This is a genomic window from Ferrimonas sp. SCSIO 43195 (assembly GCF_023716685.1).
Taxonomy (GTDB): Bacteria; Pseudomonadota; Gammaproteobacteria; order Enterobacterales; family Shewanellaceae; genus Ferrimonas; species Ferrimonas kyonanensis.
Map to the genome: position 1 here is coordinate 250,150 of NZ_CP072679.1, position 22,047 is coordinate 272,196.

At 53.3% G+C, this 22,047-nt stretch carries 13 protein-coding genes, 6 tRNA genes and 3 rRNA genes; 21 read left to right on the forward strand and 1 reads right to left on the reverse strand.

The window, feature by feature from the left end:
* Window positions 1-2 precede the first annotated feature (2 nt).
* From J8Z22_RS01160 to birA, 7 genes are all read left to right on the forward strand, one after another.
* Window positions 3-79: transfer RNA gene (locus J8Z22_RS01160), tRNA-Ile, on the forward strand.
* A 35-nt stretch (window positions 80-114) separates the two neighbouring features.
* Window positions 115-190: transfer RNA gene (locus J8Z22_RS01165), tRNA-Ala, on the forward strand.
* Between the two features lie 367 nt (window positions 191-557).
* A 23S ribosomal RNA gene (locus J8Z22_RS01170) occupies window positions 558-3,447 on the forward strand.
* A gap of 93 nt (window positions 3,448-3,540) precedes the next feature.
* A 5S ribosomal RNA gene (gene rrf, locus J8Z22_RS01175) occupies window positions 3,541-3,655 on the forward strand.
* A gap of 60 nt (window positions 3,656-3,715) precedes the next feature.
* A 5S ribosomal RNA gene (gene rrf, locus J8Z22_RS01180) occupies window positions 3,716-3,830 on the forward strand.
* A 625-nt stretch (window positions 3,831-4,455) separates the two neighbouring features.
* The gene (gene murB, locus J8Z22_RS01185) at window positions 4,456-5,508 is read left to right on the forward strand and encodes a UDP-N-acetylmuramate dehydrogenase (RefSeq protein ID WP_245595646.1); all 1,053 of its coding nucleotides are present in this window, start codon (window positions 4,456-4,458) and stop codon (window positions 5,506-5,508) included.
* Window positions 5,498-6,457: a bifunctional biotin--[acetyl-CoA-carboxylase] ligase/biotin operon repressor BirA gene (birA, locus tag J8Z22_RS01190; RefSeq protein ID WP_028115011.1), complete on the forward strand. Its 960-nt coding sequence runs from the start codon at window positions 5,498-5,500 to the stop codon at window positions 6,455-6,457. The genes murB and birA overlap by 11 nt, the downstream gene beginning before the upstream one ends.
* Window positions 6,458-6,461: 4 nt before the next feature.
* On the opposite strand, the gene coaA is transcribed toward birA, so the two are convergent.
* Window positions 6,462-7,412 (reverse strand): type I pantothenate kinase, encoded by a 951-nt coding sequence (gene coaA, locus J8Z22_RS01195; protein ID WP_028115012.1) that lies wholly within the window; start codon window positions 7,410-7,412, stop codon window positions 6,462-6,464.
* Window positions 7,413-7,611: 199 nt separating this feature from the next.
* On the opposite strand from coaA, the gene J8Z22_RS01200 reads away from it, so the two are divergent.
* The 14 genes from J8Z22_RS01200 to rpsL all read left to right on the forward strand — a co-directional run bounded on the left by J8Z22_RS01200 (window position 7,612) and on the right by rpsL (window position 22,005).
* Window positions 7,612-7,687 (forward strand) — tRNA-Thr (locus tag J8Z22_RS01200).
* 18 nt (window positions 7,688-7,705) lie between these two features.
* A tRNA-Tyr gene (locus J8Z22_RS01205) sits at window positions 7,706-7,790 on the forward strand.
* Window positions 7,791-7,828: 38 nt separating this feature from the next.
* A tRNA-Gly gene (locus tag J8Z22_RS01210) sits at window positions 7,829-7,903 on the forward strand.
* A gap of 8 nt (window positions 7,904-7,911) precedes the next feature.
* Window positions 7,912-7,987: transfer RNA gene (locus J8Z22_RS01215), tRNA-Thr, on the forward strand.
* Between the two features lie 111 nt (window positions 7,988-8,098).
* Window positions 8,099-9,283: an elongation factor Tu gene (tuf, locus tag J8Z22_RS01220; RefSeq protein WP_252008430.1), complete on the forward strand. Its 1,185-nt coding sequence runs from the start codon at window positions 8,099-8,101 to the stop codon at window positions 9,281-9,283.
* 229 nt (window positions 9,284-9,512) lie between these two features.
* Complete coding sequence (gene secE, locus J8Z22_RS01225) at window positions 9,513-9,884, forward strand: preprotein translocase subunit SecE (RefSeq protein ID WP_028115014.1); 372 nt, start codon at window positions 9,513-9,515, stop codon at window positions 9,882-9,884.
* Between the two features lie 3 nt (window positions 9,885-9,887).
* Window positions 9,888-10,433, forward strand: coding sequence for a transcription termination/antitermination protein NusG (nusG, locus tag J8Z22_RS01230; protein WP_028115015.1), 546 nt, complete (start codon window positions 9,888-9,890; stop codon window positions 10,431-10,433).
* 115 nt (window positions 10,434-10,548) lie between these two features.
* Window positions 10,549-10,977: a 50S ribosomal protein L11 gene (gene rplK / locus J8Z22_RS01235; protein ID WP_028115016.1), complete on the forward strand. Its 429-nt coding sequence runs from the start codon at window positions 10,549-10,551 to the stop codon at window positions 10,975-10,977.
* A gap of 4 nt (window positions 10,978-10,981) precedes the next feature.
* Window positions 10,982-11,686, forward strand: a complete 705-nt coding sequence (rplA, locus tag J8Z22_RS01240) for a 50S ribosomal protein L1 (protein WP_028115017.1) — start codon at window positions 10,982-10,984, stop codon at window positions 11,684-11,686.
* 234 nt (window positions 11,687-11,920) lie between these two features.
* The gene (gene rplJ, locus J8Z22_RS01245) at window positions 11,921-12,424 is read left to right on the forward strand and encodes a 50S ribosomal protein L10 (RefSeq protein ID WP_028115018.1); all 504 of its coding nucleotides are present in this window, start codon (window positions 11,921-11,923) and stop codon (window positions 12,422-12,424) included.
* Between the two features lie 50 nt (window positions 12,425-12,474).
* Window positions 12,475-12,840 carry a 50S ribosomal protein L7/L12 gene (rplL, locus tag J8Z22_RS01250; protein WP_028115019.1) on the forward strand — a complete coding sequence of 122 codons (366 nt, stop codon included), beginning with the start codon at window positions 12,475-12,477 and terminating at the stop codon, window positions 12,838-12,840.
* Between the two features lie 231 nt (window positions 12,841-13,071).
* Window positions 13,072-17,100, forward strand: coding sequence for a DNA-directed RNA polymerase subunit beta (gene rpoB, locus J8Z22_RS01255; RefSeq protein WP_028115020.1), 4,029 nt, complete (start codon window positions 13,072-13,074; stop codon window positions 17,098-17,100).
* Window positions 17,101-17,179: 79 nt separating this feature from the next.
* Window positions 17,180-21,379, forward strand: coding sequence for a DNA-directed RNA polymerase subunit beta' (rpoC, locus tag J8Z22_RS01260; RefSeq protein WP_028115021.1), 4,200 nt, complete (start codon window positions 17,180-17,182; stop codon window positions 21,377-21,379).
* A gap of 251 nt (window positions 21,380-21,630) precedes the next feature.
* A complete protein-coding gene (gene rpsL, locus J8Z22_RS01265) occupies window positions 21,631-22,005 on the forward strand; it encodes a 30S ribosomal protein S12 (protein WP_028110710.1) in 375 nt (124 codons plus the stop codon).
* Window positions 22,006-22,047: the final 42 nt, after the last annotated feature.

Sequence of the window (22,047 nt, forward strand, 5' to 3'; positions counted from 1 at the left end):
ATGGGTCTGTAGCTCAGTTGGTTAGAGCGCACCCCTGATAAGGGTGAGGTCGGTAGTTCAAATCTACTCAGACCCACCAATTCCTTTTTGGAGTTGGCATCGAGACCAAGATTTGGGGCTATAGCTCAGTTGGGAGAGCGCCTGCTTTGCACGCAGGAGGTCTGCGGTTCGACCCCGCATAGCTCCACCACTCTCTTAGTTAGAAATCGAATCAAAGAATGGCAAGAGGCCAAAGCTAAATTGAAGAATTTATCTTTGGCTTTTTTTGAGCCTCGGCTCACTAAAACCATGCTCTTTAACAATTTGGACAAGCTGATAAATTTCTCGAGATATTTGCAATTTTTGCAAGTGCCTTGAATATCTGGCGATAAATTAACGTATTGGTTGTTTAATCGATTAATACAAACTCAAAATCCGGTATTGCGCCGAGATTTGGTTTCCAGTTGAGGAGAAGCTTGAGCGAGCAAGGGAGTTAACGTCCGTTAATGACCGCCGCGAGCGAAAGGTTCGACGAAAAATGGGAAGCAAAGATCAAGCAAGACCCATTGGGGTTGTATGGTTAAGTGACTAAGCGTACACGGTGGATGCCTAGGCAGTCAGAGGCGATGAAGGACGTAGTAACTTGCGATAAGCGATGATTAGGCAGTAACAGCCACTTGAGTCATCGATTTCCGAATGGGGAAACCCGGCCACGTAAGTGGTCACTGTGCACTGAATACATAGGTGTATGGAGCGAACCAGGGGAACTGAAACATCTAAGTACCCTGAGGAAAAGAAATCAATTGAGATTCCCTAAGTAGCGGCGAGCGAACGGGGATTAGCCCTTAAGCGCAGAGGGTGTTAGTGGAACGGTCTGGAAAGTCCGGCGATACAGGGTGATAGCCCCGTACACGAAAACTAACTTTGCGTGAAATCGAGTAGGACGGGACACGTGATATCTTGTCTGAACATGGGGGGACCATCCTCCAAGGCTAAATACTCCTGACTGACCGATAGTGAACCAGTACCGTGAGGGAAAGGCGAAAAGAACCCCTGTGAGGGGAGTGAAATAGAACCTGAAACCGTGTACGTACAAGCAGTGGGAGCCGACTTGTTCGGTGACTGCGTACCTTTTGTATAATGGGTCAGCGACTTACATTTTGTAGCGAGGTTAACCGCATAGGGGAGCCGTAGGGAAACCGAGTCTTAACTGGGCGAATGAGTTGCAAGGTGTAGACCCGAAACCCGGTGATCTATCCATGAGCAGGTTGAAGGTTGGGTAACACCAACTGGAGGACCGAACCCACTAATGTTGCAAAATTAGGGGATGACTTGTGGATAGGGGTGAAAGGCCAATCAAACCGGGAGATAGCTGGTTCTCCTCGAAAGCTATTTAGGTAGCGCCTCGTATCTCACCATTGGGGGTAGAGCACTGTTAAGGCTAGGGGGTCATCCCGACTTACCAACCCTTTGCAAACTCCGAATACCAATGAGTGCAATTACGGGAGACACACGGCGGGTGCTAACGTCCGTCGTGGAGAGGGAAACAACCCAGACCGCCAGCTAAGGTCCCAAAGTTCTAGTTAAGTGGGAAACGATGTGGAAAGGCTCAGACAGCCAGGATGTTGGCTTAGAAGCAGCCATCATTTAAAGAAAGCGTAATAGCTCACTGGTCGAGTCGGTCTGCGCGGAAGATGTAACGGGGCTAAACTAGACACCGAAGCTGCGGATGCACACTCTGTGTGCATGGTAGAGGAGCGTTCTGTAAGCGGTTGAAGGTGTGTCGAGAGGCATGCTGGACGTATCAGAAGTGCGAATGCTGACATGAGTAACGTTAAAGCGGGTGAAAAACCCGCTCGCCGGAAGACCAAGGGTTCCTGTCCAACGTTAATCGGGGCAGGGTGAGTCGACCCCTAAGGCGAGGCCGAAAGGCGTAGTCGATGGGAAACGGGTTAATATTCCCGTACTTCTTCTTACTGCGATGGAGTGACGGAGAAGGCTAGGCCAGCGCACTATCGGATGTGCGTTTAAGGTTGTAGGCTGTGTGTTTAGGCAAATCCGGACACACATTAGGCTGAGAGCTGATGACGAGGTACTACGGTACTGAAGTGGTTGATGCCATGCTTCCAGGAAAAACTTCTAAGCTTCAGGTAAGAAGGAATCGTACCCCAAACCAACACTGGTGGTCAGGTAGAGAATACCAAGGCGCTTGAGAGAACTCGGGTGAAGGAACTAGGCAAAATGGTACCGTAACTTCGGGAGAAGGTACGCCGCTGACGGTGATGGAACTTGCTTCCTAAGCTGTTGGCGGTCGCAGATACCAGGTGGCTGCAACTGTTTATCAAAAACACAGCACTGTGCAAACTCGTAAGAGGACGTATACGGTGTGACGCCTGCCCGGTGCCGGAAGGTTAATTGATGGGGTTACTCTTCGGAGGAAGCTCTTGATCGAAGCCCCGGTAAACGGCGGCCGTAACTATAACGGTCCTAAGGTAGCGAAATTCCTTGTCGGGTAAGTTCCGACCTGCACGAATGGCGTAATGATGGCCACGCTGTCTCCACCCGAGACTCAGTGAAATTGAAATTGCGGTGAAGATGCCGTATACCCGCGGCTAGACGGAAAGACCCCGTGAACCTTTACTACAGCTTGGCACTGAACATTGACCCTACATGTGTAGGATAGGTGGGAGGCTTTGAAACCATGTCGCTAGATGTGGTGGAGCCGACCTTGAAATACCACCCTTGTAGTGTTGATGTTCTAACTTAGGCCCCTGAATCGGGGTTGAGGACAGTGCCTGGTGGGTAGTTTGACTGGGGCGGTCTCCTCCCAAAGAGTAACGGAGGAGCACGAAGGTTGGCTAAGTATGGTCGGACATCATACGGTTAGTGCAATGGCATAAGCCAGCTTAACTGCGAGACAGACACGTCGAGCAGGTACGAAAGTAGGTCATAGTGATCCGGTGGTTCTGCATGGAAGGGCCATCGCTCAACGGATAAAAGGTACTCCGGGGATAACAGGCTGATACCGCCCAAGAGTTCATATCGACGGCGGTGTTTGGCACCTCGATGTCGGCTCATCACATCCTGGGGCTGAAGTCGGTCCCAAGGGTATGGCTGTTCGCCATTTAAAGTGGTACGCGAGCTGGGTTCAGAACGTCGTGAGACAGTTCGGTCCCTATCTGCCGTGGGCGTTTGAGAATTGAGAGGAGCTGCTCCTAGTACGAGAGGACCGGAGTGGACGAACCTCTGGTGTTCCGGTTGTCACGCCAGTGGCATTGCCGGGTAGCTAAGTTCGGAATCGATAACCGCTGAAAGCATCTAAGCGGGAAGCGAGCCTCAAGATGAGTTCTCACTGGGACTTTAAGTCCCCTGAAGGGCCGTGGAAGACTACCACGTTGATAGGCAAGGTGTGTAAGCGTTGTGAGGCGTTGAGCTAACTTGTACTAATGACCCGTGAGGCTTAACCATACAACACCCAATGGGTTTTGATATCCCAGATAGTTAAGCGCTTGCAAGAATGCAAACGAGAAAGTCAGCTTGTGCGAATTGATACAGTTTTTGTCTGACGACAATAGCGCTGTGGCCCCACCTGATCCCATGCCGAACTCAGAAGTGAAACACAGTAGCGCCGATGGTAGTGTGGGAGTTCCCATGTGAGAGTAGGTCATCGTCAGACTCCAATTTTAGTTACGGCTGTTACAGCGGTAACGATGCTGAGATGCATCCATCAGTTTTGCCTGATGACAATAGCGTTGTGGCCCCACCTGATCCCATGCCGAACTCAGAAGTGAAACGCAATCGCGCCGATGGTAGTGTGGGAGTTCCCATGTGAGAGTAGGTCATTGTCAGGCACCAAATACGAGAAAGCCCGTTGCTCACGCAACGGGCTTTTTTCGTTTTTAGTGCTGTGATAGTTACCTTCTCCTGGACTATTTGCCGCCCTACTACCAACCCAAAGCCGCTGGACCCGCGCGTTCGCAAGGGCGACGGTGCGAGATGGTAGGGTTTGTGGTAGCCGGATCGTTAATGTGGTTCGGCAGAGCTTAGCGCGGTTGGTTATCACACCAACCCCAAACATCCTTCCGTCGTATCCGTGTACGCGGGTACCTGCATTCAACTCAAAACTGATGACACTACCCTCGCGTTCGCAAGGGGACGGTGCGAGATGGTAGGGATTGTGGTAGCCGGGTCGTTAATGTGGTTCGGCAGAGCTTAGCGCGGTTGGTTACCACACACCAACCCCAAACATCTTTCCGTCGTATCCGTGTACGCGGGTACCTGCATTCAACTCAAAACTGATGACACTACCCTGGGGTTCACAAGGGAACAGAGAGGAAAGTCGGGGGCCTGACAGAGGTTGATGCTGACCTAATGCCTTGACTGATGCTGAAAATATCGCCGCCGTCGTCGATTTTTGAAGGCAACTGCTATATTATCTGCCGCCTCGCACGACCGTAAAACCGCTTCGGAGACACAGTGGCATTAGATATTCGCACTAATTGCAGCCTTATTCCCTACCACAGCTTTGGCTTGCAAAGCACCGCAAAGGCCTTGGTGGAGGTTCACTCTGCCGATGAGTTGAGGCAGGCCTATTTTGCCCCTGATTACCAAGACGTTCCTAAGTTGGTATTGGGCAGTGGCAGTAATACCGTGTTTCTGCAGCCGTTTGAAGGCCTGATTATCATTAATCGTATTATGGGGCGCTCTCTGCAGCAGACGGAAGAGGGGGTGTTGGTGCACCTGGGAGCCGGAGAGGATTGGCACACTTCGGTGATGTGGTCACTGAGCGAAGGCATTCACGGGCTCGAGAACCTGGCACTGATCCCAGGAACTGCCGGTGCCGCTCCGGTACAGAATATTGGTGCTTACGGTGTGGAGTTTGCCTCGGTGTGCGCTTACGTCGACGTGATGGACATCGACACTGGCGCGATGCGCCGACTCGCGGCGGAGGCCTGTCAGTTTGGCTACCGGGACTCGATCTTCAAAGGCGAGTTGAAAGGCAAGGTGGTGATTGTCGGTGTCGGCCTGCGTTTGTCCCGAGACTGGCAGCCCCAATTGGGCTATGGGCCGTTGAAAACGCTGCAGAGCCGGCAGGCTTTAACCGCCGCAGTGGTTGCAGAGCACATCATGACGGTGCGTAAGCAAAAGCTGCCGGATCCCAAGTTGTTGGGCAATGCCGGCAGCTTCTTCAAAAACCCGGTAGTGAGCCAACCCTGCTATTTGGCGTTGAAGCGCCGCCACCCGGAGATGCCAGCGTTTGCTACTGGTTCAAATGGTGACATGAAGTTGGCGGCAGGCTGGCTTATTGATCAGGCTGGTCTGAAGGGGTACCGGCATCAAGGGGTAGGTGTGCATGAACAGCAGGCGCTGGTGTTGGTTAACTATGGCGACGGCACCGCCGACGATTTGATCGGTTTGGCGTCTAAGGTGGTGGCCGAGGTGGAGTCTCGCTTTGGCGTGACCCTGACTCCGGAGGTGAGATTGCTGGACCGCAGTGGCAACCAATGTTGGGGGGATCATGCCGAGTAACCGTAATCGCCATCAGCTGCTGCAGCGACTGATTGACGGCGAGTTTCACTCAGGGTCTACCCTGGCTGATGCCATGGGCATCAGCCGCACTGCGGTGAATAACCATATCCAGGCTTTGCAAGAGTTAGGGCTGGACATCTACAGCGTGAAAGGCAAGGGGTACCGGTTGGCGCGGAGTATTACTCTGTTGGATGCTGAAGCCATCGACGGCGGCTCTGGTCGAGTGTTTCTGCTGGATGACGTGAATTCCACCAACAGTTATCTGCTTGACCGCGTGGCCCAGCTCAACTCCGGTGACTGCTGCCTGGCTGAACGGCAGACGCAAGGGCGGGGGCGGCGTGGGCGCCAATGGGTGTCTCCCTATGCCGGTTCGCTGTATCTGTCGATGTATTGGCGGCTTGAGCACGGTGTGGCGCAATCGGCCGGGTTGAGCCTGGCTGTGGGGGTGTTACTGGTGGAGGCGCTTGAGAGCCTGGGCATTGCCGGTGTGGGGTTGAAATGGCCCAACGACCTCTACGTGGGGCCGAGCAAGCTGGCTGGAATTCTGGTGGAGATGCGAGGCCAGTTTGGTGAACCGGCGGATATGGTTCTGGGGTGTGGTATGAACGTGTCACTGGGGGCTCAGGCGGCGGCCGGCATCGATCGTGCCTGGACCGATCTGGCGAGTCACTGTGGCGACGATGTGGATCGCAACCGGCTGGCAAGTGCCGTCATTGCGCATTTGCAAGCCGGTTTGCGACAGTTTGAAGCCGAGGGCCTGGCAGGGTTCTTACCCCGATGGCAGAAATATGACCTGTTCTGGGATCGCGAGGTGAACATTCACCTTGGGGAGCGGGTCATTAGTGGTCGGGCAGTGGGCATTGACGAGCAGGGGGCATTGTTGCTCGAGTCAAGCGAGGGCCTGAAGAGTTACAACAGTGGTGAAGTAAGCCTCAGGCCGACGGTTTGAGGAATCAGCGGCGCATCCAGACGCGATCGACGTGGTGATCCTCGCCTTTGGTTAGAATCAGGTTGGCTCGACTGCGGGTGGGCTGAATGTTGCTGACTAGGTTGGGGCCGTTGATGTCGTCCCAGATCTTACTGGCAGTTTTGCTGGACTCGCTTTCCGACAACTTAGAGTAGTGGTGGAAATAGGAGTTGGGATCGGTAAAGGCGCCGTTTCTAAAGCTGTTAAAGCGTTCGATGTACCAGCGTTTGAGCAGATCATGGTGCGCGTCGACGTAGATAGAAAAGTCGACGAAGTCAGATACGAACAAGCGGTTGCCTGAGTCTGGGTAGTCATGGGCGGTCTGCAGTACATTCAGCCCTTCCAGAATCAGAATGTCCGGTTTACGAATGATGTGGTGCTGATCGGTTAACCGGTCGTACTCCAGGTGAGAGTAGATCGGCGCCTTGACCTCTTCTTTGCCGGACTTGATGTCCTTAACGAAGTCCAGCAGCATCTTACCGTCGTAACTCTGGGGAAAGCCCTTTTTGCTCAGCAGTTGCCGTTTGGTCAACTCCTTCAGGGGGTAAAGGAAGCCGTCGGTGGTCACCAGCTCCACCTTGGGGTGTTCTGGCCAACGCTGCAGCAGGGCCTGCAACAGACGGGCGGTGGTGCTTTTGCCGACGGCTACCGACCCGGCCACACTAATAATGTAGGGGCCTTTTTCCGGCTTCTTTCCCAGAAACTCTTCAACGACTTTACCGCGGCGCTGGTTGGCGTACACATAAAGGTTCAATAGCCTGGACAGGGGCAGGTACACCGTCTCTACCTCTTGCAGAGAGATGTCCTCATTGATGCCTTTTAACTTTTCCAGTTCGCCCAGGCTTAATGGCAGCGGCACAGCATCGCGCAATGCGGCCCATTGTTGCCGGGTGAACTCCAGGTAGGCATCCTGTGTTGTAGATGGATTTGCAGGCATATGAACTCCTTACGTGCGTTGGCAAAACTACACCATCGACCTGTAAAGGTACAGTACCGGATGCGCTGGAGGTGCGATTGCCCAATGAGGCAGCAATAAGACTATTTCTCAGCCAATCGAAACGATTACACTGCTTTTTTTAAAAATGGGCTTGCACTGTCTGAGCCAATTTCCTATTATGCGCTCCGCACAAAGCAATGCCGACTTAGCTCAGTAGGTAGAGCAACTGACTTGTAATCAGTAGGTCGCCAGTTCGATTCCGGCAGTCGGCACCATTGTTTTGTTTGGCTCGTGGAGGGGTTCCCGAGTGGCCAAAGGGATCAGACTGTAAATCTGACGGCTCCGCCTTCGAAGGTTCGAATCCTTCCCCCTCCACCATTTTTTCTCGGTTCGAGGTAGCCTGAAGATAGTTTTTAGCGGGCATCGTATAATGGCTATTACCTCAGCCTTCCAAGCTGATGATGCGGGTTCGATTCCCGCTGCCCGCTCCAAGAAATTTGCTGATATAGCTCAGTTGGTAGAGCGCACCCTTGGTAAGGGTGAGGTCCCCAGTTCAACTCTGGGTATCAGCACCATTTCTTTCCTCTCTTCACGCTGCGTCAATCCTTGTTTATACTCATACTCTTTCACGAGTATCTATCGTCAAACGTGGAAAACCACCACCTTGTTTGGATTGAGGCACTGTCATGTCTAAAGAAAAATTTGAGCGTTCGAAACCGCACGTTAACGTTGGTACCATTGGCCACGTTGACCACGGTAAAACCACTCTGACCGCAGCTATCACTAATGTACTGGCTAAAGTATACGGTGGTGAAGCTAAAGATTTCGCTTCTATCGATAACGCTCCAGAAGAGCGCGAGCGCGGTATCACCATCTCTACCTCTCACGTAGAGTACGATACTCCTACTCGTCACTACGCTCACGTTGACTGCCCAGGACACGCTGATTACGTTAAAAACATGATCACCGGTGCTGCTCAGATGGACGGCGCAATCCTGGTTGTTGCTGCGACTGATGGCCCAATGCCACAGACTCGTGAGCACATCCTGCTGTCTCGTCAGGTAGGCGTACCTTTCATCATCGTATTCATGAACAAGTGTGACATGGTTGATGACGAAGAACTGCTGGAACTGGTAGAGATGGAAGTTCGTGAACTGCTGTCTGAGTACGAATTCCCAGGTGATGACCTGCCAGTAATTCAGGGTTCTGCTCTGAAAGCTCTGGAAGGCGAGAAAGAGTGGGAAGACAAGATCGTTGAGCTGGCCGAAGCTCTGGATAACTACATCCCAGAGCCAGAGCGTGCTATCGACGGTGACTTCATTCTGCCTATCGAAGACGTATTCTCCATCTCCGGTCGTGGTACCGTTGTTACCGGTCGTGTAGAGCGCGGTATCATCAAAGTTGGTGAAGAAGTAGAAATCGTTGGTATCCAAGAGACTACCAAGACTACTTGTACCGGTGTTGAAATGTTCCGCAAGCTGCTGGACGAAGGTCGTGCCGGTGAGAACTGTGGTGTTCTGCTGCGTGGTACCAAGCGTGACGAAGTACAGCGTGGTCAGGTACTGGCTAAGCCTGGTTCCATCAACCCACACACTACTTTCGAGTCTGAAGTATACGTACTGTCTAAAGATGAAGGCGGTCGTCACACTCCATTCTTCAAAGGTTACCGTCCTCAGTTCTACTTCCGTACAACTGACGTAACCGGTACCATCGAGCTGCCAGAAGGCGTTGAGATGGTAATGCCAGGTGACAACATCAAGATGGTTGTTACTCTGATCTGCCCAATCGCGATGGACGAAGGCCTGCGCTTCGCTATCCGTGAAGGTGGCCGTACCGTTGGTGCGGGTGTTGTGGCTAAGATCGTAGAGTAAAACTCTGCTCTCAGCTAAAAAAGGGCGCCTAAAGGCGCCCTTTTTGCATTTGTCTGGCTGTGTGGCTTGTAAGCGCTATGCAGAATGAATAGAATCTAGGGCTGCTTTTTTAACGGTGGTAGCCGGGGTGTGGTAGCTCACCCAGCGGTCAGTGGATCCATACTCTGGCAGGCTGTCATCGCAACAACGGCGAACTTTGGATAGTTCACTGGTAGACGGGATTGTTGTAATGAGTACCAATATTGAAAATCAAGGTGGCTCCTTGGATACCCTGAAATGGGGTGTGGTCGTGCTGGTTTTACTGGCCGCCGTTGTCGGAAACTACTATTTTGATAGTGTCTCTGTTTTGGTTCGTGCCATTGGTGTTGTCGTTGCGATCGCAGCGGGCCTGGGCATCGCAGCCACGACAGTTAAAGGCAAGACAGCCTGGGAATTTGCTCAGGATGCTCGCCAGGAAGTTCGTAAGGTTGTATGGCCAACCCGTCAGGAAACCATGCAGACCACGTTGATTGTTTTTGCGGTTACCGCAATTCTGGCGTTGGTGCTGTGGGGCCTGGATGCGATCTTGGTTCGTTTGGTCGGCTTTATCACTGGGGTTTAATACATGTCTGAAGAACAAAACATGCGCTGGTACGTGGTGCAGGCTTTCTCTGGTTTTGAGTCACGTGTGGCCAAGACTCTGTTAGAGCATATCAAAATGCACGGTATGGAAGATCTGTTTGGTGAGGTACTGGTACCGACCGAAGAGGTGGTTGAGATGCGTGCTGGCCAACGTCGTAAGAGTGAGCGCAAGTTCTTCCCAGGCTACGTGTTGGTTCAAATGGAGATGAATGACGCTTCCTGGCACCTGGTGCGTAACACACCACGTGTAATGGGCTTCATCGGCGGCACCTCAGACCGTCCGGCTCCAATTACCGAGAAGGAAGCGAACGCCATTCTGAACCGTCTGCAGGAGTCCACCGAGTCTCCACGTCCGCGCACTCTGTTTGAGCCGGGCGAAGTGGTACGGGTCAATGACGGTCCGTTTGCTGACTTCAACGGCACCGTTGAAGAGGTGGATTACGAGAAGAGCCGAGTGAAAGTGTCGGTGCTGATCTTCGGTCGTTCCACTCCGGTAGAGCTCGATTTCTCTCAGGTCGAAAAGTCCTGATCAGAAATTCGACAAAAAAATTTGTTGAGGGGCCGCGTATTTGTATATAATCCGCTGCCCCTTTTTCACGGGGAGTCAGTGAACCTGACGCTAGAACCCAAATGAGGTATAGAAAATGGCTAAGAAAGTTACAGCTTACATCAAGCTGCAAGTAGCAGCCGGTGCTGCGAATCCGTCACCACCAGTAGGTCCAGCTCTGGGTCAACACGGTGTGAACATCATGGAATTCTGTAAGGCGTTCAACGCCCGTACTGAAAAGGTAGAGAAAGGTCTGCCGATTCCTGTTGTTATCACTGTATACGCAGATCGTTCCTTCACCTTCGTAACCAAGACTCCACCAGCTGCAGTTCTGCTGCTGAAAGCTGCTGGCCTGAAGTCCGGTTCCGGTCGTCCGAACACCGAGAAGGTAGGTACAGTAACCGACGCTCAGCTGCAAGAGATTGCTGAGACCAAGGCTGCTGATATGACTGGTGCCGATATTGAAGCTATGAAGCGTTCAATTGCTGGTACTGCTCGTTCCATGGGCCTGGTAGTTGAGGGATAAGACGATGGCTAAACTGTCTAAGCGCATGCGCGTTATCCGCGAGAAAGTTGACGCTACTCGCGAGTACGAAATCAACGAAGCCGTTGCTCTGCTGAAAGAACTGGCGACTGCCAAGTTCGTTGAGAGCGTTGACGTTGCTGTAAACCTGGGCGTTGACCCACGTAAATCCGACCAGAACGTACGTGGTGCTACCGTACTGCCTCACGGTACCGGTCGTGAAGTGCGCGTTGCTGTGTTCACCCAAGGCGCTAACGCCGAAGCTGCTAAAGAAGCAGGTGCCGACATCGTTGGTATGGAAGAGCTGGCCGCACAGGTTAAGAAAGGCGAAATGAACTTCGACGTAGTGGTTGCTTCTCCGGATGCAATGCGCGTTGTTGGTCAACTGGGCCAGATCCTGGGTCCACGTGGCCTGATGCCTAACCCTAAGACTGGTACTGTGACTCCTAACGTTGCTGAAGCGGTTAAAAACGCTAAAGCGGGTCAGGTTCGCTACCGTACCGACAAGAACGGCATCATCCACAGCACCATCGGTAAGGTTTCTTTCGACGCTGAACAGCTGAAAGAAAACCTGGAAAGCCTGCTGATCGCTCTGAAGAAGGCCAAGCCTGCTTCTGCTAAAGGTCAGTACATCCAGAAAGTAGCTGTGTCTACTACCATGGGTGCTGGTGTTACCGTAGACCAGGCGTCTCTGGAAACTCAGACCGCTTAAGTTTACAGGGCGCATAATTATCCGTATAATTTTGCGCCCTATAGGTCGAAGCCAGTTTACTGGCTTTCGTCCAAGACCGTAGGTGCCGCGAGGCTTAATTCCCTACGTAGACGGTGTCACAGGACCTAAGAAGATTTTTAATCTTCTGGAACCTTACCACCGTATCGCTCCCCAGAGATGGGGTTGTTAATTTCTAGGTGTCACAGCCTAGGTGGAATCCAGGAGTAAAAGCCAATGGCATTAGGACTCGAAGACAAGAAAGCAATTGTCGCTGAGGTCAACGAAGCTGCCAACGGTGCTCTGTCTGCTGTAGTTGCCGATTCTCGCGGCGTTACCGTAGGCAGCATGACTGCTCTGCGTAAAGAAGCTCGTGAAGCTGGTGTTGTTATGCGCGTTGTGCGTAACACCCTGGCCAAGCGTGCTGTTGAAGGTACTCCTTTCGAGTGCCTGACCGACGCATTCAGTGGTCCAACTCTGATCGCATTCTCTACTGAGCACCCAGGTGCTGCAGCGCGTCTGTTTAAAGACTTCGCTAAGTCAGAAGAAGCGTTCGAAGTTAAAGCACTAGCTTACGAAGGGGAACTGATCCCTGCCGAGCAAATTGACCGTCTGGCGAAGCTGCCAACTTACGACGAAGCAATTGCACAGCTGATGATGACCATGAAGGAAGCATCTGCTGGCAAGCTGGTTCGTACTCTGGCTGCTCTGCGTACTCAAAAAGAAGAGCAAGCTGCCTAATTCGGCTCGCTGCTTAAACTTTTTAAACTAATTTATTAGGATTGTTAGTAATGTCTATCACTAAAGACCAAATCATCGAAGCCGTAGCTGAAATGTCCGTAATGGACGTTGTTGAGCTGATCGAAGCTATGGAAGAAAAGTTCGGCGTTTCTGCTGCTGCTGCAGTAGTTGCTGGTGGCGGCGAAGCTGCTGCTGCTGAAGAGCAAACCGAATTTGACGTAATGCTGACCGGCGCTGGCGCTAACAAAGTTGGTGCTATTAAAGCTGTTCGTGGCGCAACCGGCCTGGGCCTGAAAGAAGCCAAAGCCATGGTTGAAGCTGCTCCAGTAGCAGTTAAAGAAGCTGTTTCTAAAGAAGAAGCAGAAGGTCTGAAAGCTCAACTGGAAGAAGCCGGTTGTTCTGTTGAGATCAAGTAAGCTATCCTATAGCTTACGAGCCTAAGCTTCGGCTTAGGTAAGGCTGGTGGTTTTTTAACCACCGGCCTTTTTGCGCTATAAAAAGCGCTGACAAACTTCCCACCGTTTGTCGCCGATCATAGGATCGCGGACCTGACAGAGATTACTGGTTGGGTTCTTGCACCCCGAGAGTGGCGTGTTGCAAGTCGAGTGGGCTCAGATGGGTCACCATAGAGCGAGAAGAGGAACCAAATGGTTTACTCCGATTTTCAAAAAAAACGCATCCGCAAGGACTTTGGTAAGCGTCCAAAAGTACTGGACATCCCTTACCTGCTGTCGATCCAGCTGGACTCGTTCCAAAACTTCCTGGAGCAGGATGCCGAGGGTGAGCGTGGTCTGGAAGCGGCTTTCCGCAGTGTCTTCCCGATCAAAAGCTTCTCCGGTTATTCCGAGCTGCAGTACGTAAGTTACAAGCTGGGCGAGCCTGTATTTGACGTTAAAGAGTGCCAGATTCGTGGCATTACCTACTCCGCACCTCTGCGAGTAAAGCTGCGTCTTGTTCTGATGGACAAAGAGAACGGCGGTGCCGTTAAAGACATCAAAGAGCAAGAAGTGTACATGGGCGACATTCCGCTGATGACCGAAAACGGCACCTTCGTCGTTAACGGTACTGAGCGTGTGATCGTTTCCCAGTTGCACCGTAGCCCGGGTGTGTTCTTCGACCACGACCGTGGTAAGACGCACTCTTCCGGTAAAGTTCTTTATAACGCTCGTGTTATCCCTTACCGCGGCTCCTGGCTGGACTTCGAGTTCGATCCAAAGGACAACCTGTTTGTTCGTATCGACCGTCGTCGTAAGCTGCCAGCTACCATCATGCTTCGTGCGCTGGGCTACAGCACCGAAGAGATGCTGGAGATGTTCTTCGAGAAGGTGGAATTCACCATCAAGAAGGACAAGCTGGTTATGGCTCTGGTTCCAGAGCGCCTGCGTGGTGAAACCGCCGTTTTCGACATCAAAGATGCCGAAGGTAACGTCGTGGTTGAAACCGGCCGTCGTGTGACTGCCCGTCATATCCGCGCCATGGACAAAGCCGGCCAGACTGAACTGGAAGTGCCAGTTGAGTACCTGGTAGGCAAGACTGTCGATAAAGATTACGTCGATGAAGCTACCGGCGAATTGCTGGTTGCCGCTAACCAGGAGATGAGCCTGGAAGACGTGGCCAAGCTGTCCCAGTCTGGTATCAAGTCATTCAAGACTCTGTACACCAATGACCTGGACCACGGTGCTTACATCTCCACCACCCTGAAAGTGGATTCCGCCCAAGAGCGTATGGAAGCTCTGGTTGAGATCTACCGCATGATGCGCCCGGGTGAGCCACCAACACGTGACGCGGCGGAAGCCCTGTTCCAGAACCTGTTCTTCTCCGAAGAGCGCTACGATCTGTCTACTGTTGGTCGCATGAAGTTCAACCGTCGCCTGGGCCGTCAAGAGTCCACCGGCGCCGGCATCCTGGACAAAGACGACATCGTCACCGTTATGAAGAAGATCATTGAGATCCGTAACGGCCTGGACGAAGTTGATGACATCGATCACCTGGGTAACCGTCGTATCCGTTCTGTAGGCGAAATGGCCGAGAACCAGTTCCGTGTCGGTCTGGTCCGGGTTGAGCGTGCCGTACGTGAGCGTCTGTCTCTGGGTGATCTGGACAGCCTGATGCCTCAGGACCTGATCAACGCCAAGCCAATTTCGGCGGCGGTGAAAGAGTTCTTCGGTTCCTCGCAGCTGTCCCAGTTTATGGACCAGAACAACCCGTTGTCTGAGGTGACCCACAAGCGTCGTATCTCAGCCCTGGGTCCTGGTGGTCTGACTCGTGAGCGTGCCGGTTTCGAAGTTCGAGACGTACACCCGACTCACTACGGCCGTCTGTGTCCGATTGAGACCCCTGAAGGTCCAAACATTGGTCTGATCAACTCCCTGGCGAGCTACTCTCGTACCAACGAGTACGGCTTCCTGGAGACTCCTTACCGTCGCGTCGTTGACGGTGTGGCTACCGAAGAGATCGATTACCTGTCTGCCATTGAAGAAGGTAACTTCATCATTGCACAGGCGAACGCCACCCTGGACGAAAACAACCGTCTGCCTCAGGACGAGCTGATCGCCAGCCGTCACAAGGGCGAGTCCGGTTTCCAGAGTGCCGATCAGATTCAGTACATGGATATTTCTCCGCAGCAGATCGTTTCTGTGGCGGCGTCACTGATTCCATTCCTGGAGCACGATGATGCTAACCGCGCCTTGATGGGTGCGAACATGCAGCGTCAGGCCGTTCCGACTCTGAAGGCCGACAAGCCTCTGGTTGGTACCGGCATGGAGCGCAACGTAGCCATCGACTCCGGTGTAACTGAAGTGGCCAAGCGTGGCGGCGTAGTGGACTACGTCGATGCCGGCCGCATCGTGATCAAGGTGAATGAAGATGAGCTGGTACCAGGCGAAGCCGGTATCGACATCTACAACCTGACCAAATACACCCGTTCTAACCAGAACACCTGCATCAACCAGCGTCCTATCTGTAACGTTGGTGAGCCGGTGACCCGTGGTGACGTACTGGCCGATGGCCCGTCCACCGACCTGGGTGATCTGGCTCTGGGTCAGAACCTGCGTGTCGCGTTCATGACCTGGAACGGTTACAACTTTGAGGATTCCATCCTGCTGTCCGAGCGTGTGGTTCAGGAAGATCGCCTGACCACCATTCACATTCAGGAACTGTCCTGTATTGCTCGTGACACCAAGCTGGGCTCCGAGGAGATCACCGCCGATATTCCTAACGTAGGCGAATCCGCTCTGTCCAAACTGGACGAGTCCGGCATCGTATACGTGGGCGCCGAGATGAAGCCTGGCGACATCCTGGTAGGTAAGGTGACTCCGAAAGGTGAAACTCAGCTGACTCCAGAAGAGAAGCTGTTGCGTGCCATCTTCGGTGAGAAGGCGTCCGACGTGAAGGACTCCTCTCTGCGCGTGCCTAACTCCGTGTTCGGTACCGTCATCGATGTACAAGTCTTTACCCGCGACGGCGTGGAAAAAGACAAGCGTGCCATCGAGATCGAAGAGATGCAGCTGAAAGAAGCCAAGAAGGATCTGACTGAAGAGTTCAGCATCCTGGAAAATGGCGTCTTCGACCGTGCCCGCAACCTGCTGCTGAACTCCGGCATGACCGAAGCTCAGCTGGAGAAGATGGATCGCGCCAAGTGGCTGGAACTGCCTCTGGATGACGAAGCCAAGCAGACTCAGCTGGAGCAGTTGGCCGAGCAGCACGAAGAGCTGCGCGCCGAATTCGATAAGAAGTTCGAAATCAAGCGTCGTAAGATCACCCAGGGTGATGATCTGGCGCCTGGCGTTCTGAAGATCGTTAAGGTGTACCTGGCCGTTAAGCGTCGCATTCAGCCTGGTGATAAGATGGCCGGTCGTCACGGTAACAAGGGTGTAATTTCCACCATTGTGCCTGTTGAAGACATGCCACACGACGAAACCGGTACTCCGGTAGACATCGTACTGAACCCGCTGGGTGTACCATCGCGTATGAACATCGGTCAGATTCTGGAAGTTCACCTGGGTGCGGCAGCGCGTGGTATCGGTACCAAGATCACCGCCATGATGGAGCAGCAGAAGGCCGTGGCCGAACTGCGTGACTTCATGCAGCAGGCGTACGACCTGGGCGAGACTCAGCAAGTGGTTGACCTGAACACCTTTACCGACGAAGAAGTGATTCGTCTGGCGAAGAACCTGCAGGGCGGTATGCCAATCGCCACGCCGGTATTCGATGGTGCTAAGGAAGCCGAAGTTAAGGACCTGCTGGCCCTGGCTGACTTGCCGAACTCCGGTCAGATCACCCTGTATGACGGTCGTACCGGTGACTCCTTCGAGCGTCCTGTAACCGTGGGTTACATGTACATGCTGAAGCTGAACCACCTGGTTGATGACAAGATGCACGCTCGTTCCACCGGTTCTTACAGCCTGGTTACTCAGCAGCCGCTGGGTGGTAAGGCTCAGTTCGGTGGTCAGCGATTCGGTGAGATGGAAGTGTGGGCACTGGAAGCATACGGTGCCGCTTACACTCTGCAGGAGATGTTGACTGTGAAGTCGGATGACGTGAACGGTCGTACCCAGATGTATAAGAACATCGTTGACGGTAACCACTCCATGCAGCCTGGTATGCCTGAATCCTTCAACGTACTGTTGAAAGAGATCAAGTCCCTCGGTATCAACATCGAGCTGGACCAGGAATAAGCCATCCGCTGACGCGGAACTTAAGTGTGCTCCGCCTGCGGGCGGGGCACCGAAGTTAAACCTCCACTAGGAGATGAACGTGAAAGACTTACTCCAGTTTCTGAAGAAGCAGAACAAGTCTGAAGAGTTTAACGGTATCAAGATCGGTCTGGCGTCCCCGGACATGATCCGTTCTTGGTCTTTCGGTGAAGTTAAGAAGCCGGAAACCATTAACTACCGTACCTTCAAGCCTGAGCGCGACGGCCTGTTCTGTGCGCGTATCTTCGGCCCGGTAAAAGACTACGAGTGTTTGTGCGGTAAGTACAAGCGCCTGAAGCACCGTGGTGTTATCTGTGAAAAATGTGGTGTTGAGGTAACTCAGACCAAGGTACGCCGTGAGCGTATGGGCCACATCGAGCTGGCCAGCCCGGTTGCCCACATCTGGTTCCTGAAATCACTGCCGTCCCGCATCGGTTTGCTGCTGGACATGACTCTGCGTGACATCGAGCGCGTGCTGTACTTCGAAAGCTACGTAGTGATCGAAACCGGCATGACTTCTCTGGAAAAAGGTCAGATGCTGACCGAAGAGGAGTACCTGGATGCCCTGGAAGAGCACGGTGATGAGTTCGACGCCCGCATGGGTGCCGAAGCGATTCTTGAACTGCTGCGCGCCATCGATCTGGAAGCCGAAATCAACGAAATGCGTGAAGAGTTGCCTCAAACCAACTCCGAAACCAAGCGCAAGAAGCTGACCAAGCGTCTGAAGCTGATGGAAGCCTTCCATCAGTCCGGCAACAAGCCGGAGTGGATGATTCTGGCGGTTCTGCCAGTTCTGCCACCGGATCTGCGTCCTCTGGTACCGCTGGACGGCGGCCGTTTCGCGACCTCGGATCTGAACGATCTGTACCGTCGTGTGATTAACCGTAACAACCGTCTGAAGCGTCTGCTGGACCTGGCTGCTCCCGACATCATTGTCCGCAACGAAAAGCGTATGCTGCAGGAATCTGTAGATGCGCTGCTGGACAACGGTCGTCGCGGTCGTGCCATTACCGGTTCTAACAAGCGTCCTCTGAAGTCCCTGGCCGACATGATCAAGGGTAAGCAGGGTCGTTTCCGTCAGAACCTTCTGGGTAAGCGTGTGGATTACTCCGGCCGTTCGGTAATTACCGTAGGTCCGACTCTGCGCCTGCACCAGTGTGGTCTGCCTAAGAAGATGGCACTGGAACTGTTCAAGCCCTTCATCTACGGCAAGCTGGAAGGTCGTGGCCTGGCCACCACCATCAAAGCCGCCAAGAAGATGGTTGAGCGTGAAGTTCCGGAAGTATGGGACGTTCTCGATGAAGTGATTCGTGAGCACCCGGTACTGCTGAACCGTGCACCTACTCTGCACCGTCTGGGTATCCAGGCGTTTGAACCTGTACTGATTGAAGGTAAGGCGATTCAGCTGCACCCGCTGGTCTGTGCGGCGTACAACGCTGACTTCGATGGTGACCAGATGGCGGTACACGTACCGCTGACTCTGGAAGCTCAGCTTGAAGCTCGTGCCCTGATGATGTCCACCAACAACATCCTGTCGCCTGCTTCCGGTGATCCTATCATCGTACCGTCTCAGGACGTGGTACTGGGTCTGTACTACATGACCCGTGAGAAGATCAACGACAAGGGTGAAGGTATGGTGTTTGCTTCCGTTGAGGAAGCCGAGAAAGCCTACCGCACCAAGACGGCAGCACTGCACGCTCGAGTGAAAGTACGAATCCAGGATTCCTACAAGACCGAAGACGGTGAGATCAAAGAAGAGAGCAAGATCATCGATACCACCGTTGGTCGTGCCATTCTGTCCATGATCCTGCCGCACGGTATGTCTTTTGACCACATCAACAAAGATATGGGCAAAAAGCAGATCTCCGGTGTTCTGAACAGCTGCTACCGTATTCTGGGCCTGAAGCCGACCGTCATCTTTGCTGACCAGCTGATGTACACCGGTTTCCACTACGCCACCCTGTCCGGTACCTCCGTAGGTATCAACGACATGGTGATCCCAGAAGCCAAGAAGACCATTATCGAATCTGCCGAAGAGGAAGTGACTGAAATTCAGGAACAGTTCCAGGCAGGTCTGGTAACCGCAGGTGAGCGTTACAACAAAGTAATCGACATCTGGGCCAGCGCCAACGAGAAAGTCTCCAAGGCGATGATGGAAAACCTGAAGACCGAAACCGTTGTCAACCGTGATGGCGAAGAGGAAGAGCAGGGCTCCTTCAACAGCATTTACATGATGGCCGACTCCGGCGCTCGTGGTAGTGCGGCGCAGATTCGTCAGCTGGCCGGTATGCGAGGCCTGATGGCTAAGCCGGATGGCTCCATTATCGAAACCCCGATTAAAGTGAACTTTAAAGAGGGTCTGTCGGTAGCGGATTACTTCATCTCCTCTCACGGTGCTCGTAAAGGTCTGGCGGATACCGCACTGAAGACCGCGAACTCCGGTTACCTGACTCGTCGTCTGGTGGATGTGGCCCAGGATCTGGTGATCATCGAGAGCGACTGTGGTTCCGAAGAGGGTCTGACCGTTAAGCCGCTGATTGAAGGCGGTGATGTGGTTGAGCCGCTGCGTGAGCGCGTACTGGGTCGAGTCATCGCCAAGGACGTGATCAAGCCAGGCACCGAAGACGAAGTGCTGCTGCCTCGTAACACCCTGCTCGACGAGAAGATGTGTGACATCCTTGAAGAGTTCTCGGTGGACGAAGTACTGGTACGCTCCGTGATTACCTGTGAGACCGACTTCGGCGTTTGTGCCCACTGTTACGGTCGCGATCTGGCCCGTGGCCACATCGTTGGTAAGGGTGAGGCCATTGGTGTGGTTGCCGCTCAGTCTATTGGTGAGCCGGGTACCCAGCTGACCATGCGTACCTTCCACATTGGTGGTGCGGCATCGCGTGCGTCTGCCGAATCCAACGTACAGGTGAAGAACGCGGGTAGCATCAAGCTGCACAACGCCAAGTTCGTAACCAACTCCGAAGGCAAGATCGTGGTGACCTCCCGTTCAACCGAACTGGCGATCATCGATGACCTGGGTCGTGAGAAAGAGCGTTACAAACTGCCTTACGGTGCCGTTCTGGAGAAAGGTGAAGATCAGGCGGTTGCCGCCGGTGACATCATCGCTAACTGGGATCCGCACACGCACCCAATCATCACCGAAGCGGAAGGTCAGATTAAGTTCGTTGACATGATCGACGGCGTGACCATGAAGCGGGAAACCGATGAGCTGACCGGTCTGAGCCGTATCGAGATCCTGGATCCGAACGAGCGTACCAGTGCCGGTAAAGAGATGCGTCCAGCGGTTAAGCTGCTCGATGCTTCTGGCAACGACATCCTGATCCCGGGTACCGAAGTTGCGGCCCAGTACTTCCTGTCCGGCAAAGCGATTGTTGGTGTGGAAGATGGCTCTCCGGTTAACGTGGGTGATGCCCTGGCCCGTATTCCTCAGGAATCCGGCGGTACCAAGGATATTACCGGTGGTCTGCCACGAGTGGCCGATCTGTTTGAAGCCCGTAAGCCGAAAGAGCCTGCGATTCTGGCTGAAATTACCGGTACCATCTCCTTCGGTAAAGAAACCAAAGGCAAGCGTCGCCTGGTGATCACTCCTCACGATGGTGCCAAGCCATACGAAGAGATGATTCCTAAGTGGCGTAACCTGAACGTGTTTGAAGGTGAAAAAGTGGAGCGCGGCGAAGTGATCGCCGATGGTCCGGAAGCACCGCACGACATTCTGCGTCTGCGTGGTGTCCGTGCCGTTGCCAACTACATCGTCAACGAAGTTCAGGAAGTGTATCGTCTGCAGGGCGTGAAGATTAACGATAAGCACATCGAGGTGATCATTCGCCAGATGCTGCGTAAGTGCATCATCTCCAGCGCTGGCGATTCCGATCTGCTGGAAGGCGAACAGGCTGAAGTGGCCCGGGTTAACATCATTAACCGCGAACTGCTGGCCGAAGGCAAGCAGCCGGCCACCTTCGAGCTGGAGCTGTTGGGTATCACCAAGGCCTCGCTGGCCACCGAATCGTTCATCTCTGCGGCTTCCTTCCAGGAAACCACTCGAGTACTGACCGAAGCGGCGGTAAGTGGCAAGCAAGACGACCTCCGTGGTCTGAAAGAGAACGTGATCGTGGGTCGTTTGATTCCTGCGGGTACGGGCTATGCTTACCACGAGCAGCGTAACGCCAAAGAGGAGCCGGTGGCTCCGGTGGTCACTGCTTCCGAAGCGGAGCAGAACCTGGCCGACCTGCTGAATGCAGCGGACGACTAAGCCTCTTAGTTGAAGGTACGAAAAGGGGCGCTTCGGCGCCCCTTTGTTGTTTTGTGTGGCGGGTAGAGAGCGTAGAAACTTTGTTCATGCTGAATGTGGGCCGCAGACAGGATTTATTTTGCTGTGAAAGGCCAAACACATTGGCTAAATCTTGACACCCGCTCACTAGGTGCTTAAAATTCCGCGTCCCCTTTTTTGGGATCGATTTTTCGCACCTGAAAATGAGTAGTAAACATCAATTGGAGTAATCAATGGCTACTGTTAACCAGTTGGTACGCAAGCCTCGCCAATCGAAAGTCGTAAAGACTAACGTTCCGGCTCTGGAAGCGTGTCCACAAAAACGTGGTGTATGTACTCGTGTGTACACCACCACCCCTAAGAAGCCGAACTCTGCACTGCGTAAAGTGTGCCGTGTTCGCCTGACCAACGGCTTCGAAGTGACTTCCTACATCGGTGGTGAAGGTCACAACCTGCAAGAGCACTCTGTTGTTCTGATCCGTGGCGGTCGTGTAAAAGATTTGCCAGGTGTGCGTTACCACACCGTTCGTGGCGCTCTGGATACCGCTGGCGTGAGTGATCGTCGCCAAGGCCGTTCCAAGTACGGTGCCAAGCGTCCTAAGTCTTAATGGTTCTCCGTTAAGTAAGGCCAAGCAACTTTAATTTCGTAC